Source organism: Pluralibacter sp. (assembly GCF_019237635.1).
Classification (GTDB): Bacteria; Pseudomonadota; Gammaproteobacteria; order Enterobacterales; family Enterobacteriaceae; genus Enterobacter_B.
Genome location: NZ_JAFAGS010000001.1, coordinates 11815 through 28942, shown reverse-complemented (window position 1 = coordinate 28942; position 17128 = coordinate 11815). Strand labels below are relative to the sequence as shown.

At 59.0% G+C, this 17128-nt stretch carries 19 protein-coding genes; 2 read left to right on the top strand and 17 right to left on the bottom strand.

Annotation, left to right across the window (positions count from 1 at the left end):
* Positions 1-4: 4 nt before the first annotated feature.
* The 12 genes from phnO to JO226_RS00080 all read right to left on the bottom strand — a co-directional run bounded on the left by phnO (position 5) and on the right by JO226_RS00080 (position 8255).
* Positions 5-439 carry an aminoalkylphosphonate N-acetyltransferase gene (phnO, locus tag JO226_RS00135; RefSeq protein WP_293471581.1) on the bottom strand — a complete coding sequence of 145 codons (435 nt, stop codon included), beginning with the start codon at positions 437-439 and terminating at the stop codon, positions 5-7.
* A complete protein-coding gene (gene phnN / locus JO226_RS00130) occupies positions 426-995 on the bottom strand; it encodes a ribose 1,5-bisphosphokinase (RefSeq protein ID WP_293471580.1) in 570 nt (189 codons plus the stop codon). Before phnN ends, phnO begins: the two co-directional genes overlap by 14 nt.
* A complete protein-coding gene (gene phnM, locus JO226_RS00125) occupies positions 995-2131 on the bottom strand; it encodes an alpha-D-ribose 1-methylphosphonate 5-triphosphate diphosphatase (protein WP_293471578.1) in 1137 nt (378 codons plus the stop codon). Before phnM ends, phnN begins: the two co-directional genes overlap by 1 nt.
* Positions 2128-2814 carry a phosphonate C-P lyase system protein PhnL gene (gene phnL, locus JO226_RS00120; RefSeq protein WP_293471576.1) on the bottom strand — a complete coding sequence of 229 codons (687 nt, stop codon included), beginning with the start codon at positions 2812-2814 and terminating at the stop codon, positions 2128-2130. The genes phnM and phnL overlap by 4 nt, the downstream gene beginning before the upstream one ends.
* Before the next feature lie 10 nt (positions 2815-2824).
* Positions 2825-3583: a phosphonate C-P lyase system protein PhnK gene (gene phnK / locus JO226_RS00115; RefSeq protein ID WP_293471574.1), complete on the bottom strand. Its 759-nt coding sequence runs from the start codon at positions 3581-3583 to the stop codon at positions 2825-2827.
* Positions 3580-4428 (bottom strand): alpha-D-ribose 1-methylphosphonate 5-phosphate C-P-lyase PhnJ, encoded by an 849-nt coding sequence (locus JO226_RS00110; protein WP_293471572.1) that lies wholly within the window; start codon positions 4426-4428, stop codon positions 3580-3582. The genes phnK and JO226_RS00110 overlap by 4 nt, the downstream gene beginning before the upstream one ends.
* The gene (locus JO226_RS00105; protein ID WP_293471570.1) at positions 4421-5485 is read right to left on the bottom strand and encodes a carbon-phosphorus lyase complex subunit PhnI; all 1065 of its coding nucleotides are present in this window, start codon (positions 5483-5485) and stop codon (positions 4421-4423) included. Before JO226_RS00105 ends, JO226_RS00110 begins: the two co-directional genes overlap by 8 nt.
* On the bottom strand, positions 5485-6069 hold the full coding sequence (gene phnH / locus JO226_RS00100) for a phosphonate C-P lyase system protein PhnH (protein WP_293471568.1): 585 nt from the start codon (positions 6067-6069) through the stop codon (positions 5485-5487). The genes JO226_RS00105 and phnH overlap by 1 nt, the downstream gene beginning before the upstream one ends.
* Positions 6066-6518, bottom strand: coding sequence for a phosphonate C-P lyase system protein PhnG (gene phnG / locus JO226_RS00095; RefSeq protein ID WP_293471566.1), 453 nt, complete (start codon positions 6516-6518; stop codon positions 6066-6068). The genes phnH and phnG overlap by 4 nt, the downstream gene beginning before the upstream one ends.
* Positions 6519-7244 carry a phosphonate metabolism transcriptional regulator PhnF gene (phnF, locus tag JO226_RS00090; RefSeq protein WP_293471599.1) on the bottom strand — a complete coding sequence of 242 codons (726 nt, stop codon included), beginning with the start codon at positions 7242-7244 and terminating at the stop codon, positions 6519-6521.
* 160 nt (positions 7245-7404) lie between these two features.
* Entirely contained in the window at positions 7405-7839 is a 435-nt protein-coding gene (yjdN, locus tag JO226_RS00085; RefSeq protein WP_293471564.1) for a VOC family metalloprotein YjdN, read from the bottom strand.
* Between the two features lie 80 nt (positions 7840-7919).
* Positions 7920-8255, bottom strand: a complete 336-nt coding sequence (locus JO226_RS00080; protein ID WP_293471563.1) for a zinc ribbon domain-containing protein YjdM — start codon at positions 8253-8255, stop codon at positions 7920-7922.
* 410 nt (positions 8256-8665) lie between these two features.
* On the opposite strand from JO226_RS00080, the gene crfC reads away from it, so the two are divergent.
* Both crfC and JO226_RS00070 read left to right on the top strand, forming a co-directional pair.
* Positions 8666-10996, top strand: coding sequence for a clamp-binding protein CrfC (gene crfC / locus JO226_RS00075; protein WP_293471562.1), 2331 nt, complete (start codon positions 8666-8668; stop codon positions 10994-10996).
* Positions 10993-11859 carry a diguanylate cyclase regulator RdcB family protein gene (locus JO226_RS00070; RefSeq protein ID WP_293471561.1) on the top strand — a complete coding sequence of 289 codons (867 nt, stop codon included), beginning with the start codon at positions 10993-10995 and terminating at the stop codon, positions 11857-11859. The genes crfC and JO226_RS00070 overlap by 4 nt, the downstream gene beginning before the upstream one ends.
* Here JO226_RS00070 and JO226_RS00065 read toward each other — a convergent pair.
* The 5 genes from JO226_RS00065 to JO226_RS00045 form a co-directional block, all read right to left on the bottom strand.
* Positions 11856-12812: a nickel/cobalt transporter gene (locus JO226_RS00065; protein WP_293471560.1), complete on the bottom strand. Its 957-nt coding sequence runs from the start codon at positions 12810-12812 to the stop codon at positions 11856-11858. The two genes, JO226_RS00070 and JO226_RS00065, sit on opposite strands and share 4 nt — an antisense overlap.
* A gap of 86 nt (positions 12813-12898) precedes the next feature.
* Entirely contained in the window at positions 12899-13198 is a 300-nt protein-coding gene (gene cbpM / locus JO226_RS00060; protein WP_293471597.1) for a chaperone modulator CbpM, read from the bottom strand.
* Positions 13198-14121: a curved DNA-binding protein gene (gene cbpA, locus JO226_RS00055; RefSeq protein WP_293471559.1), complete on the bottom strand. Its 924-nt coding sequence runs from the start codon at positions 14119-14121 to the stop codon at positions 13198-13200. The genes cbpM and cbpA overlap by 1 nt, the downstream gene beginning before the upstream one ends.
* A 125-nt stretch (positions 14122-14246) precedes the next feature.
* Positions 14247-14933, bottom strand: coding sequence for a GntR family transcriptional regulator (locus JO226_RS00050; RefSeq protein ID WP_293471558.1), 687 nt, complete (start codon positions 14931-14933; stop codon positions 14247-14249).
* Positions 14934-14975: 42 nt separating this feature from the next.
* Positions 14976-16886, bottom strand: coding sequence for a fructose-specific PTS transporter subunit EIIC (locus JO226_RS00045; RefSeq protein WP_293471557.1), 1911 nt, complete (start codon positions 16884-16886; stop codon positions 14976-14978).
* Between the last annotated feature and the right edge of the window lie 242 nt (positions 16887-17128).

The window sequence follows — 17128 nt, the reverse complement described above, 5'->3', positions numbered from 1 at the left end:
CTCCTTACAGCGCTTTTTTGAAGCGGAAATGGCTCTGCTGGTAACCTTCGCGCAGGTAAAAACGGTGGGCGTCCGGCCGCGCCCGGCCGCTTGACAGCTCCATCATCGTGGCGCCGCTGCGGCGGGCCTCGTTTTCCGCCCACGCCAGCAGCGCCTGGCCGACGCTCAGGCCGCGGTTGCGCGGCAGCACCACCAGCTCCTGTACCTCGCCAATCCAGTTGTTGAAGTTCAGTGGGAACTGTAGCTGCATGCCGATAAGCCCCACTACCGTGCCGTCCACCAGCGCGAGCTGGTAACGCTGAGTCGGGTTCGCCAGATTGGCGGCAAACCCGGCGGCGAAGACCGCCCGGTTATACTCTTTTTGCTTCAGCTCAGCGATTAACGCATAGACCGCATGGATGTCGTCCAGGGTCGCGTCACGTAGTTCACAGACAGGCATGTTGGCTCTCTTTGTGGTTGCCGTGGGTGCGAATCAAATGCAAGAACATCTCTACAGACTGTAGCAGACTGCCGTCATTATTCAGCATGACGCACTCCTGCGGGGTATAGCGGGCGGCGCGATCCAGGCGCTGGGTTATCTCCCGCGCATTTTCCCGGCCCCGTTGCTCCAGCCGCTGGCGCAAAATATCCGGCGACACCTGCAGGCAGACCGGCAGCAGTGACTCGCCATACCGCGCTTTCGCCTGCGGCAGGTGGGCGCGCGAGCCGTTCACCACCACGTCGAGCCCGGCGTGCAGCCACAGGTCAATCTCCATACCCACGCCGTAGTAGAGGTTGTTGGCATGCCAGCTCAGCGCAAACAGATGCTGTTCGGCGCGGGTGAAAAACTCGTGTTCGCTGAGGGCGATATGGTTTTCACAGCCAGCGCCTGCGGGGCGGGTGATGTAGCGATGCGCCACCAGCATCTGCGGGTGCTCCTGCTTACGCAGCGCCTCCAGCAGGCTGTCTTTCCCGGAGCCTGACGGCCCGACTAACCAGATAAGCGTTCCTGTCATCAGAAGACCCTCTTTCCCTGCCGCCAGACGTGGTCGATGTGGATGTGTTCACCCTTGCGGTGCGCCAGCACCAGGTCGGCGCGCTTTCCTTCGGCGATAACGCCCCGATCCTGCAGGTTCAGCGCCCGCGCCGGGTTGCGGGTGACCAGATGGATTGCCTGCGGCAGGGTGAAGCTGTTGGCGTCGTTATCGGCGACGCGAAAAGCCGCATCCAGCAGGCTTGCCGGGTAGTAGTCGGAGGAGAGAATGTCCAGCAGGCCAAGGCTCGCCAGCGTATGCGCCGCCACGTTGCCGGAATGCGAGCCGCCGCGCACGATATTTGGCGCGCCCATCAGCACGTTCATGCCGTGCCGACGTGAGGCGTCCGCCGCCTCTAAGGTGGTGGGGAACTCGGCGATAACGCTGCCAATCTGGTGAGACTCCACCACGTGCGCGTGGGTGGCGTCGTCGTGGCTCGCCAGCGCGATAGCGCGTTTGCGGCAGGCGGCGGCGATCGCCTGGCGGTTTGGCTGCGACCACTGCGCCGCCAGCGCCATCTGCTCCTCTTCAAAGCGGTCCATCTGCACGTTGGTCAGGTGGTATTTTCCCTGGTAATACTCGCGGTATTTTGAGCGGTCGGCGTACTGACGCTGACCCGGGGAGTGATCCATCAGCGACACCAGCGAGACCGCATCGCGGTCCACCAGCTTTTCAAACAGCGACAGCGTGGTGTGGTGCGGCAGTTCGCAGCGCAGGTGCAGGCGGTGCTCGGCGCGATTGAGGCCGCGCTTTTGCGTGTCCTCCACGGCGTTGATCATCTTTTCCAGGTTTTCCAGACGATCGCCGCCGTCGCGTACATCGCCAATCGCCACGGCGTCCAGCACGGTGGTGATGCCGCTGGCGACCATCAGCGCGTCGTGGCTGCTCATCGCCGAATGCGCGGGCCAGTCGACCTTTGGGCGCGGGGTGAAGAATTTATCCAGATTATCGGTATGCAGCTCGATAAGCCCCGGCAGCAGCCAACCGCCTTCGCCATCCATCGCTTCAGGCAGGCGGCTCTGGCTTTCGGCGAACGCGCGGATCGCGCCGTCCTGCACCTCCAGGGAGCCATGCACCACATCATTTTCAAGAATCAACTTTACGTTATTGATAATCATGCTGTTGTACCCATCGGGTGGAGACGATCGGCGACACGGTTGCGTACCGCTTCATCATGGAAAATGCCGACAATGGCGGCGCCACGGGCTTTGGCTTCGTCGATGAGCGTGACCACGGCGGCGCTGTTTTTCTCATCCAGCGAGGCAGTGGGCTCATCAAGCAGCAAAATCGGGTAGTCGACGATAAAACCGCGCGCGATATTGACACGCTGCTGCTCGCCGCCGGAAAAGGTGGAGGGCGCAAGGTGCCACAGACGCTCCGGTACGTTGAGGCGTGTCAGCAGGCGCGCGGCTTTCGCCGCACAGGCTTCACGCGGTACGCCGGTATCAAGCAGCGGCTGCATGACCACGTCCAGCGCGGAAATCCGCGGGATCACCCGTAAAAACTGGCTGACCCAGCCCATCGTGGTTTTACGGACTTCCAGCACTTTGCGGGCAGGGGCGTGCACCAGGTCCACCCATTCGTCGCCGTGCCGGATGTGGATATGGCCGCTATCCGGCAGGTAGTTGGCGTACAGCGAACGCAGCAGCGTGGATTTGCCGCTGCCGGAGTGGCCGTGCAGCACCACGCACTCGCCGTTTTCCACCGTGAGCGACGCGTTTTGCAGCACCGGCAGGCGCACGCCGTGTTGATGGTGCAGAACGAAGGTTTTACTCAAATTCTCAACGCGGATGGCAGTCATTGTTTCGTCCTTAGTTCTGCAGCACAGAAGAGACCAGCAGCTGGGTGTACGGGTGGTGCGGGTCGTCGAGCACGCGGTCGGTCAGGCCGCTTTCCACGACCTGACCCTGTTTCATTACCAGCAGGCGGTCGGCCAGCAGGCGGGCCACGCCCAGGTCGTGGGTGACAATCACCACCGCCAGATCGAGATCCACCACCAGACCGCGCAGCAGGTCGAGCAGGCGCGCCTGTACGGACACGTCCAGCCCGCCGGTGGGCTCATCCATAAACACCAGTTTGGGGTGGGTGACGAGGTTGCGGGCGATTTGCAAACGCTGCTGCATACCGCCGGAAAAGGTGGTCGGCATTTCATCAATGCGCGAGGGCGGAATTTCCACCGCCTCCAGCCATTTCTGCGCGGTGGCGCGGATGTCGCCATAGTGGCGCGCGCCGGTGGCCATCAGCCGTTCGCCGATATTGCCGCCCGCCGACACCTGGCGGCGCAGGCCATCCATCGGGTGCTGATGCACTACGCCCCATTCGGTGCGCAGCAGGCGACGACGCTCGCCTTCGCTCATGGCGTAGAGCGAGTCGTTCTGATACAGCACTTCTCCCTGCTGCGGCGCCAGACGCGCGGAGATTGCCTTCAGCAGCGTGGTTTTACCGGAGCCGGATTCGCCCACGATCCCCAGCACTTCGCCAGGCCACAGCGCAAAGGAGACGTCGGTAAAACCCTTACCCGGCGCGTAAAGGTGGGTCAGGTTGTTGACCGAGAGTAACGGTTGATTCATTTGTTCAGCGCCTCGCTCTGTTGGCGGCAGTAATCGGTGTCGGAGCAGACGAACATCCGCTTACCGGTGTCATCCAGTACCACCTCGTCCAGATAGCTGTGGCGGGAGCCGCAAATGGCGCAGGGCTCGTCCCAGGCCTGTACGGTAAACGGGTGATCGTCAAAATCGAGGCTTTCCACGCGGGTATACGGCGGCACCGCGTAGATACGCTTTTCACGCCCGGCGCCGAACAGCTGCAAGGCTGGCATCATGTCCATCTTCGGGTTATCGAATTTCGGGATTGGCGACGGGTCCATCACGTAGCGGTCATTGACTTTCACCGGGTAGGCGTAGGTGGTGGCAATATGGCCGAAACGGGCGATATCTTCATACAGCTTCACCTGCATGACGCCATACTCTTCCAGCGCGTGCATGGTGCGAGTCTCGGTTTCGCGCGGTTCGATAAAGCGCAGCGGCTCGGGGATTGGCACCTGGAAGATCAGGATCTGATCCTCAAGCAGCGGCGTTTCCGGGATCCGGTGACGGGTCTGGATAAGCGTCGCGTCTTCGGTTTTTTCGGTGGTGGCCACGCCGGTGATGCGTTTGAAGAAGTTGCGGATCGACACGGCATTGGTGGTGTCGTCGGCGCCCTGATCGATAACTTTTAATACGTCGGTTTCGCCGATGACGCTGGCGGTTATCTGGATCCCGCCGGTTCCCCAGCCGTAGGGCATCGGCATTTCACGTCCGCCAAAGGGCACCTGATAGCCGGGGATCGCCACCGCTTTGAGAATGGCGCGGCGGATCATGCGTTTGGTTTGCTCGTCGAGGTAGGCGAAGTTATAGCCGGTCAGCGGGTTAGCCACGATTGCTCTCCTGTTGCAGGCGCTTAAGCAGTTCCAGCTCGGCCTGAAAATCGACGTAGTGGGGCAGTTTGAGGTGCGAAACAAAACCGGCGGCCTCGACGTTATCGGCGTGGGCCAGCACGAACTCTTCGTCCTGCGCCGGTCCGTCGATGTGCTCGCCGTAGTCCGGCGCCTGCAGGGCGCGGTCAACCAGCGCCATCGCCATCGCTTTACGCTCGCTCATGCCGAACACCAGCCCGTAGCCACGGGTGAAGTGCGGCGCCTGGTGTTCCGGCGCGACGAAGCCGTTGACCATTTCGCACTCAGTCAGCAGCAGTTCGCCGACGTTGACCGCAAAACCCAGCTCTTCCGGCACAATGGTGATATTGACATAGCCGCTGCGGATCTCACCGGCGAAAGGGTGGTTACGCCCGTAGCCGCGCTGCGTGGAGTAGGCCAGCGCCAGCAGATAACCTTCGTCGCCGCGCATCAACTGCTGCAGGCGCGAGGCGCGGGAGCAGGGGTACACTGGCGGCGTGCGGGTAATGTCGTCCGGAATGCTGCCGCTATCGTTTTCCGCTTTCGCCAGCCCCTGTTTTGCCAGCAGGCTGAACACGTGCGGCGACGCATCCTGGCGTTCGGTATCGCTTTTCAGCGTTGGTGTTTCGCCGTTGGCGAGCAGCGTGAAATCCAGCAGACGGTGGGTGTAGTCGTAGGTGGGGCCGAGAAGCTGGCCGCCGGGGACATCCTTGTATACCGCCGAGATCCGGCGCTCAAGGCGCATGTCAGCGGTGTTAATCGGCTCACTGACCGCCAGGCGCGGCAGGGTGGTGCGGTAGGCGCGCAGCAGGAAGATGGCTTCGACGTTATCGCCGCTGGCCTGCTTGAGCGCCAGTGCGGCGAGCTCGCGATCGGCGATGCCGCCTTCGGTCATCACCCGGTCGACGGCCAGATTTAGCTGCTGTTCAATTTGCGCGACGCTGAGTTCGGCAAGCCCGGGGTCACCCCGGCGTTTGTGCTCCTGCAGGGCGTGCGCGGCGGCGATCGCCTTCTCGCCCCCTTTGACGGCAACGTACATCAGCAAACCTCCACATGGGTGGTGCGGGGGATGGCGAGCAACCGTTCGCCGCAGGTCAGGATAAGGTCAATGCCCAGCGGGAACGGGTGCGGCCGTTCGGTCAGCGCGTGGATGAGGCATTCCGGTAGCTGCGGCGCCACCATGCGCTCGTCGGCAATGCCCGCGCCGGTCAGGCGCAGCATGCGGCCACCGCTTAAGCTGGCGACCTGCACAATCAGCGTGGCGCTGGTTTCCGGCGCGACGGCGGTGCCGGTCGACAGCGCGTTAAGCTGCTCCGCGCTGATGGTGTTGTCAGTGACGGCGTAAACGGCCTGCTGCGGCTGTTCGACCAGCGGCGCGTTAGTGTGAAAACGCAGATTCTGGCGGGCGATGTCGTTATCCACCGAGGCGGACAGCCATACCGGCGTGTCGTTGTCGGCAAGCGTCAGCAGCACGCTGGTGGTCGCTACGCAAAGCGGCTGCCAGCCGTATTTCAGCTGATGCAGCGAGACGATTACGCCCGGCTCGCTCATGGCTTTCAGCAGACGGCGAAAACTGTGTTGGGCATCCTGCACCGGAAGGGAAAAAGCGGTTTGTAGGGTCATGTGTTATCTCCGCGCACCAGGGTAAAGAAGTCGACCCGGCTGGCATTCACTTCGGCGCAGCGCGCAGCGATACGCGCGGCGCGTTCCGCTTCCAGCGGGGCAATCAGGGTTTCCATCAGGGTTTGAAAGTGGTGGTGTTCTTGCAGCAGGGCGTCGATGACGGCGCAGCGTTCGGCGTGGTTTTTATCGCGCCCGAGAATCCAGCTGTAGCCGAGGGTGCCGTTCTCAAGGCGGATCACCGCACGGGTCAGCGTGGTGTCACCGGCAAAGAAGCGTTCGCCAGTCGCGCCCATTCGCGCCTGGATTTGCACCAGCCCGCTTTCCGGCGCCCGCAGGGGTTCATAGCCGGGGGCGAGTTTTAGCGCCTGCATGCGGGCGCTGAGATCTGCGGAGTCGCTGTGCGCGAGCGCAGACATCCAGCGCTGTCGGGTTTCGGTATCAAAATGCATTCAGTGCTCCATAGTGAATTCAATCATGTCGGCGCGGGTCAGGCTGACGGAGTACTCCGCCGCGTTGACCTCGCCGTCACGGTGGTTCAGCGTGCGCACGCACATCAGCGGCGCCATGTTCGGGATTTCCAGCAGTCGGCTCTCTTTGGCCTGCGCCCGGCGGGCGCTGATGCGCGTCTGGGTGCGGGTCAGCGAGATGCCCAACTGCTGGTGGAGAAAATCGTGCAGCGAGCCGCTGTTAAACTGTTGCAGCGCGGGCCATAAGGTCATGTCGGAGAAGTAGTGGTCGATAAGGCACAGCGCCATGCCGTTAACCCGGCGCAGGGTGCGCAGATGGATAACGTTGTCGCCTTCCTGTATGCCGAGGGCATCGGCCACATGACGGGATGCCGGGCGCAGGACGGAGAGTAATTTTTCGCATGAAGGGTGGCTGCCCTGCTCCAGCAGGTTCTGGCTGAAACGCGCCTGGGCGTTGAGCGGGTAGTCGAACGGACGCATCAGCACCAGCACGCCGACGCCCTGACGGCGCTGTACCCAGCCCTTTTCGACCAACTGATCGATAGCGCGGCGCAGGGTATGGCGATTGACCTCAAAACGTGCCGCCAGCTGCTGTTCCGCTGGCAGATAGTCGCCGCTGCGGTAGTGGCGGTACAGTTCCTGCTCAAGCTTCGCGGCAATCTCCTGATAGCGCGTCGGGTAACTGGTCGGATGTCTGGATAAGTGCATCATAAGCAAATCCTCGTTCAACGTTGCGTCGCCGGGGTAAAGGGGAACAGGCGACATCGTGACGAAGCAATGTGACGGTGCGGTTAATGCAGGATGAACGAACGATGAAGAGTTGAAGAAGGGGGGATGACAGGGCGGAACGCGCCGCCCTGGAAAGATATCAGTGCTGCTGCTTAACGACGTTGATCATCCACGGCACGCCAAATTTATCGCTGACTTTGCCGAACCCGTGGGCCCAGAAGGTTTCCTGCCAGGCCATTTCGATGCGCCCGCCTGCGGCGAGCGCGTCAAACCAGCGCTTGCCTTCGTTTACGTCCTGGGTATCGAGCACCAGCGTAAAGCCGCCGTACTGTACGGCGCTTTGCATGCCGTCGCTCATCATAATATCGCTACCGGCTATCTTTACGTTGGAATGGGCGATGGCGTCAGGGGGGAATTTCATGCCTGACGGGCAGCCCTCTTCGCTGTTTTGCGCATCTTTAGGCATTTCGCCAAAAGTAATCTTGTAGCCCAGCTCAGCGCCAAGCGCCTGTTGATAGAAGGCGATTGCCTGCGCGCAGTTGCCGGAAAATGAAATATAGGGACTTAAGGACATAACCATTACCTCGGTAGGAATGACCCGATAAGTGTAGACAGAGGTTGCCCGGTAAGCGAAGCATGACCGGGCGAGGGAGATTAGTTCTTTTTGACGAACTCGGATTTGAGCTTCATCGGACCAAAACCATCGATTTTGCAGTCGATGTTGTGATCGCCTTCAACGAGGCGGATATTTTTCACTTTAGTGCCGATTTTCAGCATCGATGAGCTGCCTTTTACTTTCAGATCTTTAACGACGGTAACGCTGTCGCCATCGACCAGCAGGTTGCCGTTGGCGTCCTTCACGACCAGCGCATCGCTTTCCTGCGCAGGCTCGGCGTCGTTCCATTCGTGGGCGCATTCCGGGCAGATGAACATGCCGTTATCTTCGTAGGTGTATTCGGAATTGCATTTCGGACAATGTGGGAGTTGCATGGGTGACCTCATCAAAACAGGGGAAACGTCCCCGAAAAGCGGCGGAATGCCAAAAATTGGCGCTATTATACCGTAAAACCACACGTTTGTCGGGTTGTTTGTGCAGACTCTGCACACTTGTCAACTCCCGGTATAGGTAGCCCCGTTGCTCTAACATAAATTGCCGACGAATTCAGTTTGAGTTATGGTGAAGATCGCATTTCAGAATATTATCATCGGTTATTCTTTCTCCTCAACGCAGCGGAGAAACGTATATCTACATACATCCGCTGTATTTTTGATTTTGCGCTACCCTATATATTTCCTGATTTCCCGGGATACTGTTGTCGATTATATAAAAATAAAAGAAAGTTATAAAAAAGTCTGACAAATAAAAGTTATAAAATTTGCGTTAAGGGAATACTTTAACCATGTACACACAGACAATATATGAATTAAGTCAGGAAGCTGAACGTTTGTTGCAGCTTGCTTTGCACCATCTTGGGTCGGTGAAAATGCTGCCGGGAAAACTGCCGGCGAACCTGAATGCGGCGGCTGACGAAGTGAATAGCAGCAGTCATGCCATGGCGGCGCAGCAGGATACGTTGACCAACGAGCTGCGGAAAATAACGCGCCTTGAGATGGTGCTGGCGATTGTCGGCACCATGAAAGCAGGAAAATCGACGACGATTAACGCGATTGTGGGCACCGAAGTGCTACCCAACCGCAATCGCCCGATGACCGCGCTGCCCACGCTTATTCGCCATGCGCCGGGACAAAAAGAGCCGGTGCTCAATTTTATGCACGTTGAGCCTATCGACCGCTTAATGCAGGCGTTACAGCGTCGGCTTACCCATATCGACAGAACTGCGCTGGCAGTAAAGCTGGAAATGGATAAGGACATGAACGCGCTGCTGGACCGCATTGCGAGCGGCGAAGCGTTTGCGAAATATTACCTTGGTGCACAGCCCATCTTCCACTGCCTGAAAAGCCTGAACGACCTGGTGCGGCTGTCCCAGGCGATGGACGTTGATTTCCCCTTTGCCGACTATGCCGCGATTGAGCATATTCCGGTCATCGAAGTGGAGTTTGTCCATCTGGCGGGGTTTGACAATATGCCGGGCCAGCTGACGCTGCTGGACACGCCGGGGCCAAACGAAGCGGGGCAACCGCATCTGCAGAAAATGCTGAACGAGCAGCTTACCCGCGCGTCGGCCATTCTGGCGGTGGTGGATTATACGCAGCTAAAATCTATCTCCGATCAGGAAGTTCGCCAGGCGATGACGGCGGTGAGTCAGTCGGTACCGCTGTATGCGCTGGTGAATAAATTCGATCAAAAAGATCGCAACAGCGATGATGAAGATCAGGTGCGGGCGATGATCTCCGGCACCCTGATGAAAGGTTCTATTTCGCCGGGGCGGATTTTCCCGGTCTCCTCAATGTGGGGCTATCTGGCGAACCGCGCGCGCTATGAACTGTCGACGAAGGGAAGACTACCGGATCACAACGAGCAGCGTTGGGTGCAGGACTTCGCCGAAGCGGCGCTGGGGCGGCGCTGGCGGACTGAGGACCTGGATAACATCAGCCATATTCGCCACGCCGCCGAGCTGCTGTGGGAGGATTCGCTGTTTGAGAAGCCGATAACCCGGCTGCTGCACGCCGCGCACGCCAACGCGTCGCTGTTTGCTTTGCGCTCCGCGTCGCATAAATTGCTCAATTATGCGCAGAACGTTCGCGATTATCTGGAATTTCGCCACCAGGGGTTAAGTGTGGCCGCCGAACAGCTGCGGGAAAATATCGTGCAGCTGGAGGCGGATATGGCGCAGTTTCAGATTCGCCAGCAGAGGGTGAGCGATGAAATTAACCATGAAGTGAAACAGGCTATGACCGCGGCGGAGGGCTGGATAACCGCCCAGCGCCACGCGCTGGCGCAGGTGATTGAGAGCAGCTTCAGTGCGGAAAACCTGCATTTGATGGGCCAGACGTTCGGCGCCGAGCTGCACGGGGCGCAGGAGGAGAACGCGGGCAAACTGGTGCTGGAAAATGAAGGTCAGGCGCAGCGCCTGCTTAAGATTATCCGCACCGATTGCGAAGCGACTCTCCTGGCGACGCAGCAGAGCATCACCCGTGAGCTGTCGCTGCGTTTTAGCCAGCTTGAAACCTCGCTTTGCCGTTCTCTGGACGATGCCCTGAGCCCGGTTGAGTCGCACATTAAAGAGGGGCTGCAGCGCGCCGGATTTCGCACCCGCATCAGTTTACCGGTATTTCAGTCGGGATCGCTGCAGCTCTCGACGCCGCAGTGGTTTAACAGCGCGATTACCGCCGAGGAGAACCCGGTAGGGGCGTCGCGCAGCAGCGGTATGCGGGATACCGTTTCCCGCTGGCTGAACAATCCCAACTGGAGCTGGGATAATTATGTGATGACCAAAACCCGCTACGCCATTGATATCTCCGGGATCAAAACCCGGATTATTGAGGGCGCCGACCTCTTTTGCGCACAAATCCTTAAAGCTTTAGCCGCGCAAGTCGATGTCTCAGTGACGGCGGGAATGGCGACATTTTTTGCGGAGTTTTCGCAAAGCCTGGAGAGCTTGCAAAACAGCCTGCAGGAGAGTTTGACCTTACGCCAGCAGCATCAGTCTACGGTGGAAACATTGCGCCAGCAGCTTAAACAAAGCCTGGCGACCGTCCGATGGATTGAAGAGGATGCGCGCCTGTTGCGCGATGACATTCAAATACTATTTGCGGCTGAGCAGAGATGAGAATGCAATTGCTGGAGGGGCCGGGACGTTGGCTGGATTCCCTTCATGCCCGGTTTATGGTCGATTTGGTGCTGGGCATTGAAAACCCGCGCCAGCATGTGCTTGTGCCGCAACAGCAGCAGTTTCGCGAGCGTCTGCGCAATGAGATAGTCTCGCAAACACAGCTGCGGACATGGTCGATAACGGGGGCATTTAGCGATAACCCGGTCATGCGGCTGGGTCTTGCACAGACGCTGGCGGGCCAGTTTGACCCCGGTTTTCTGGCGTTGACCCGCATGAGCCGCCACCTGCAGACGCTGCATACCCGCAGCAACGGCTCGCCGGAGCTGCGCCAGCAGTTCGCGCAGACCTGCGAACAGTTCCGCCAGCGCGCGGAGCATAAACAGCGGGCGCTGACGCAGCGCGGGTTGGTGGTGCAGTCTGGTCTGCACAGCGAGCAGGTCTTTACCCGCTGGCACGCCGGAAATTTTGACGGCTGGTCGCTTGCCGGGCGCTGCTATATTGCGCTGGAAGAGCTGAGCTGGGGAGCGTTTGGCGATGCCTGGCGTCTGGCGAACCGCGACGTGCGCGGCCTGCTTCGGGATAACCTGCGCGCCATGGCGGCGCAGTACCTGGCGCAAAGCATCGGCGCGTCGGTTGAAACCCGCCATTTCTACCACCAGTGGCTGACCGCGCCTGGCTCGATGGGTCTGCTGGATCATAAAGACATGCTGGGGTGGTTGGGGAGCGGGTGGGATCCGACGCGTCAGCCAGTGTGCTGGTCCGTGACGCAAACCTGGCAGCCGGTGGCGCTGGGGATGCCGCGTCTGTGTTCCGCCATTCGCCTGGTGGACGCGATGATGGCGGAGATTTTTGGCGATTAGCAGCCCGCCGCAATATAGTCGCCGTTGACGCTGACGGGAATGACCGTTAAAAACAGCACGATGGCAAACAGGACGATCAGCACGCCGCCCGCCATTTTTATCGCCGGAATCAGCCAGCGTATGTTCTGCGAACCTTCGCCAAAAAGCGCGATCGTTCGGGCCCGGGCGTAGCGCACCGCCAGCGACAAGCCCAGTATTGACAGCGCAGTGCCCAGCGCCATGGTCATCACCGCCGCAATCCCCCAACTGACGATCCCTAACGCGTTAGCGAACAGTAAAATCATGATAGCGCCGCTGCACGGGCGCGCGCCGATGGCGAGCACAATACCTGCCCGGGTTTTCCAGTCGGCATGGGCGACGTCGACCCCGACGCCGTGATGGCCGCAGCCGCACTCCGGCGTATGCTGATGAAGCGGCATGGCGCGGCGGATGCGTATTTTTTGCGGCATCAGGCTTCTGGCCGCCTGATAGATAACCCAGGCGCCGAAGCCTCCAATCAGAACGGCGCTGATTTTCTCAACATACCAGCGGCTCTCGCTGAGAGAGCCGGAGGCGAGGTTGAGACCGACGGCCAGAATAAAGACGAACAGGATGGCGCTGACGCCCTGCATCAGGCTGCCGAGAAAGGGGACGACCCGTGCGGCGCGCTGGCTTTCCTGACTGGTGCTAAGCCAGGTTGTGACGATGAATTTGCCGTGGCCGGGGCCGATGGCATGCAGCACGCCATAGGTAAATGCCCCCGCCAGCAGCCAGACGCCGCCCATATACTGGTGGTTGTTCAGCTGTAGCAGGTACATCACCAGATAGCGGTGCAGGGTAATCTGGGTGCTCAGGCTCCACTGCAAAAAGGCAGGCCAGTGGCTGTGCAGCTGGAAGACGACGGTCAGCAGCGCGACGGTGAGCGCGAGCCCGGCGGGAAGGCGCCAGTCGCGGATGAGAGTGGACGTAGTCATGGGCTGCCTGCAGTCAGGGAACGTATAGCCCAAGTATACGTTCCCTGCGTGCGACTGTCGTAAGCAAAAAAAACGTCGGAGAAGCGTCAGCCGGTGAAGCGCGCCAGTCGCTGCAGCAGCAGCCGGTTCTCCTGCCTCAGGCGCTCGTTTTCCTCCAGCAGGGTGAGGGTGACGGCGATGCCCGGCCAGTCGAGCGCCAGCTCGCGGCGCAGGCGCAGCGCACGGTGCACCACGGTGACAGCGCGATCGTCAAAGATCCAGCGCTCGGCCTGGATGCGGGCGGGCTCTATGACGCCAAGCCCGACGATTTCCTGCAGATCCTCTTCGGACACGCCGGTATGCAGACAAAATTCACTGACCGTAAAGGTGACGGTTACCTGAGCCATTATGCTTTCCCCCATGTCTGGCGCGGATCGTAAGCGGATTGCGCCTCCGCCAGCTGCCGCCACAGAGCCGCGCTCCGCGCGTCGGGTTTCGGCGGCATGACGATTTTGATCACCGCGAACAAGTCGCCGGTATGCTGCTTGCTCACCAGCCCTTTGCCTTTGATGCGCAGACGTTGCCCGGCCTGGCTGCCCGGCGGGATGGTCAGCAGAATGCTCTCTTTGAGCGTCGGCACCGTGACCTTCGCGCCGAGCGCGGCTTCCCACGGCGCCAGCGGCACGACGATCTCCAGGTTGTGCCCGACGATGTCGAACAGCGGGTGCGGCGCAATACGGATAATCAGCCACAGGTCGCCGTTCGGCCCGCCGTTCTCGCCCGGCGTGCCCTGACCTTTCAGGCGAATGCGCTGCCCGTCGCCCACGCCGGCGGGGATTTTAACATTCAGGGTTTTGGGGATCTCCTGCTCCACCCTGCCGAAAACGTTATAGACCGGCAGGCTGTAGCTGATGGTGCGACTGTGCGCCTCCAGCGTCTCTTCGAGAAAGACGGCGACGTCAATTTCCAGATCGTGACCGCGGGCGCTGTGGCGCTGCCGTGACTGCTGGGCATGCTGGCCGAAAATAGAAGAGAACAGGTCGTCGAAGTCTTCTGGACGGTAGTTCTGTCCCTGTTGCCCATGCGGCGCGCGCTGGCCGAACTGCGGGTCGTTGCGGTGCTGCCAGAGGGTGTCGTATTCCTCGCGGCGCTGCTCATCGCTGAGCACTTCCCAGGCCTCGGCCACCTCTTTGAAGCGGGTTTCGGCATCGGGTTCTTTACTGACGTCGGGGTGGTATTTACGTGCCAGACGGCGATAGGCGGTCTTGATGGTTTTAAGGTCGTCCGTCGGCTTCACGCCCATGATGGCGTAATAATCCTTTAATTCCATAGCATTATCTCGCGTATATCAAAGCTACTGAACGGGTTCCCTGAAAAGGTAACACCGGTAAGTGTAGGGCAAACGGCAGGATCCGGAGCGAGATAATGATGCGGTTTTAGCTATAAACGGTGGCTTCAGCGCATGGAAACGGTGGTCACGCTGTTGGTCGAGAGCGTTTCAAGCGTGTACTGCGCCAACTGGCCGCTCTGTAAGTAAACCTTGTGACTGATCTGCAGGCGAATTTCACCCTCGGAAAGCCGCAACAGCCAGGCCTCATCCGCATTGAGCATTTTTCCTGACCAGGTTTTCACATCGTGGCTGATGGTTAAACCGCAGGTCTGTTCAATATACTGCAATACCGAGTGACGGCAGTTGTCCTGAACAAAATCAGGGAACAGGGTTTGCGGCATCCAGGTTTCTTCGATGATTGCCGGTTGCTGGTTGATAATCCGCATACGTCGGTAGTGAATCAGCGTCGCCTCGGTTTGCAGAGAAAACAGGGAGGCAAGCGCTTCACCGGCAGGTTGGATATCGTAGCTCAGCACAATGCTATCCAGTGTCTGGTCGCGGTGGATACGCTCAGAAAGCGTGATGACGTTATTATCCTGATAAAACTCGGGTGGGTTAACGAAAATCCCCGAGCCCTGGCGGGTATGCACGAAAGACTCTCGCTTCAGGCGAGATACGGCTTTTTGAATCGTCGGGCGACTCACGCCGTAGCGCTCGGCCAGCGCATGCTCACCCTCGACAGGCGCCCCGGCGGGATACTCGCCCTTCAGGATTTTGTCTTTCAGTAGATGATAAATATCAAGATACTTCATGGCGTCATATCAGGCGCGCCGCTCGGCGCGCCCGTGGTTGTCTCAGGTCTGTGAATGAATGAGAATCTGCTGTTTTTTCGTCATTTTAAGTCGTTTGAGCGCAATAGCAATCACTGCCGTTGTCACGACTCCGCAGGCCATTGCCAAAAGCGCCATCAGGGGTTTATCAAATCCGCCGAGCAACACAATAATCGGCCCGCCATGCGCGACATTGCAGTGCAGGCTGAAGATAAAGCCGAGCACGCAGGCGACGGCCGACCCAATCATGTTCGCCGGAATAACCGACAGCGGATCTCTGGCCGCGAACGGGATCGCGCCTTCGGATATGCCGACTAACCCCATTGCGGCGGCGGCTTTACCGTTCTCGAATTCCTCTTCATCGAAAAGTGAAAAGCGCTTACCCACAAACGCGGCCAGCGCCATCCCTAATGGCGCAACAGGAATGGCGACGGCCTGCGCGCCCATAAACTGGGTTTGCCCCTGCGCAATCAATCCCACGCTGAACATAAAAACCACTTTTCCAAAAGGGCCGCCCATATCAAAACCCTGCATTAATCCCATCACGAGGCCGATCAGAATAATATTACCGGTCGAAAGATGGGTCAGCAGATGGTTGAGGAACGCCATCAGGTCGGCAACGGGCGCGCCGATCACGAAAATAAACAGCGCGGCGATAAACGCGGTGCCCGCGATGGGGGCAATCATAATCGGCACCAGCGGTTGCAACATCTTATGCCATGAGAAATGGGTTAACCATTTGATGAAGTAGCCGACCAACAGCCCGGCGATAATGGCACCAATAAACCCGCAGCCGGCACTTGCGCCGTAAAAGCTGCCGGTATTGGCTATCCAGCCGCCAATAAATCCCGGCGCCAGCGCGGGGCGTTCGCCGATGGCATAGGCAATGTATCCGGCGAGAACGGGGATCATCAGCGTAAATCCGACGACGCCGACATTCAGGACCTGGTTCCACAAACTTCCCTCGGGGATGGCAAGCCCGGATGCGGTGGGGACGCCGCCTAACGCCAGAGAGAGGGCGATCATCAAACCGCCAGTCACGACAAAGGGAATCATATAAGACACGCCGTTCATCAGTGATTTATAAAGCTGGGAGCCTGATACCACGGGTTGCGACGATTTGGCCGCTGTGTGCGTCTGCCATGGCGGTGACGCCAGCGCTTGTTGAATGAGCCCCTGGGCATCTTTAATCGCCGCTTTGACGCCAGTGATAACCACCTTCTTGCCGGAAAAGCGCGTGAGATCCACCTGCTTATCGCAAGCGATGACAATGGCGTCGGCGCGGGCGATATCTTCAGCGGTTGGCGCATTTCTCACGCCGATGGAACCGTTGGTTTCGACGATCGCCTCAAATCCCATTTCCGTTGCCGCTTTTTCCAGCATTTCTGCGGCAAGATAGGTATGTGCTATCCCAACCGGACAACCGGTGACGCCGATGATCAAACCGCGTGATGGGCGGGATGGCGGTGTAACGGCAGGCTTCTCCTCTGGCTGGCAAAAGTAGTCGATGATCTCGTGGACGGATCGGCAAGCCAGAATGCGCGATACGCTGTCATCGTCCACCAGTTTTGAAGAGAGTTGCGCGAGAACCTCGATATGCATTTCGCAAGCCCGTTCGGGTGAGGCAATCATTAACAGCAGGTGCGTCGGCTTACCGTCTTCCGCGCCGTAATCAATGCCTTCCCGGCTAATGCCAATCGCGACGGCGGGTGACAACACGGTGTCGCTCTTGGCGTGCGGCAATGCGACCCCACCTTCAAAACCGGTGTTTCCCGTCGCCTCTCGCTTTAGCACCTCTTGTACAAAGGCATGGGGTTGATGGATTTTGCCCGCACGGAACAAGTATTCCGCCATCTCGTTGAATACGGCGTGCTTGGTCGTTGAGCTGAGGTCCAGGCAAATCAACTCGGGGTGGATCAGATCGCTTATCTTCATCGCGCATTCTCACTGATTAATTTGTAATTACAATTATCGAGAGGCTAGAAGGTTAAACGGTGAATGATCTTGATATTGATCATTTGTTTTTCGTCACAAATACACTCTGTTGCCCGTTTTATAGCCTGATTCACAAATGAGCAGCGACGATCACGATCGAATTTTCATTTTATGATGAGCATCACAGATGATTATTTGTAATTACAAGTTAATAAGGGGAGATCCTGAGAGGAGAGAGAAAA

Bases quoted from the DNA above. Each gene is read 5' to 3' on its own strand.
- phnO (WP_293471581.1), bottom strand. From the start codon at position 439: ATGCCTGTCTGTGAACTACGTGACGCGACCCTGGACGACATCCATGCG.
- phnN (WP_293471580.1), bottom strand. From the start codon at position 995: ATGACAGGAACGCTTATCTGGTTAGTCGGGCCGTCAGGCTCCGGGAAA.
- phnM (WP_293471578.1), bottom strand. From the start codon at position 2,131: ATGATTATCAATAACGTAAAGTTGATTCTTGAAAATGATGTGGTGCAT.
- phnL (WP_293471576.1), bottom strand. From the start codon at position 2,814: ATGACTGCCATCCGCGTTGAGAATTTGAGTAAAACCTTCGTTCTGCAC.
- phnK (WP_293471574.1), bottom strand. From the start codon at position 3,583: ATGAATCAACCGTTACTCTCGGTCAACAACCTGACCCACCTTTACGCG.
- JO226_RS00105 (WP_293471570.1), bottom strand. From the start codon at position 5,485: ATGTACGTTGCCGTCAAAGGGGGCGAGAAGGCGATCGCCGCCGCGCAC.
- phnH (WP_293471568.1), bottom strand. From the start codon at position 6,069: ATGACCCTACAAACCGCTTTTTCCCTTCCGGTGCAGGATGCCCAACAC.
- phnG (WP_293471566.1), bottom strand. From the start codon at position 6,518: ATGCATTTTGATACCGAAACCCGACAGCGCTGGATGTCTGCGCTCGCG.
- phnF (WP_293471599.1), bottom strand. From the start codon at position 7,244: ATGCACTTATCCAGACATCCGACCAGTTACCCGACGCGCTATCAGGAG.
- yjdN (WP_293471564.1), bottom strand. From the start codon at position 7,839: ATGTCCTTAAGTCCCTATATTTCATTTTCCGGCAACTGCGCGCAGGCA.
- JO226_RS00080 (WP_293471563.1), bottom strand. From the start codon at position 8,255: ATGCAACTCCCACATTGTCCGAAATGCAATTCCGAATACACCTACGAA.
- crfC (WP_293471562.1), top strand. From the start codon at position 8,666: ATGTACACACAGACAATATATGAATTAAGTCAGGAAGCTGAACGTTTG.
- JO226_RS00070 (WP_293471561.1), top strand. From the start codon at position 10,993: ATGAGAATGCAATTGCTGGAGGGGCCGGGACGTTGGCTGGATTCCCTT.
- JO226_RS00065 (WP_293471560.1), bottom strand. From the start codon at position 12,812: ATGACTACGTCCACTCTCATCCGCGACTGGCGCCTTCCCGCCGGGCTC.
- cbpM (WP_293471597.1), bottom strand. From the start codon at position 13,198: ATGGCTCAGGTAACCGTCACCTTTACGGTCAGTGAATTTTGTCTGCAT.
- cbpA (WP_293471559.1), bottom strand. From the start codon at position 14,121: ATGGAATTAAAGGATTATTACGCCATCATGGGCGTGAAGCCGACGGAC.
- JO226_RS00050 (WP_293471558.1), bottom strand. From the start codon at position 14,933: ATGAAGTATCTTGATATTTATCATCTACTGAAAGACAAAATCCTGAAG.
- JO226_RS00045 (WP_293471557.1), bottom strand. From the start codon at position 16,886: ATGAAGATAAGCGATCTGATCCACCCCGAGTTGATTTGCCTGGACCTC.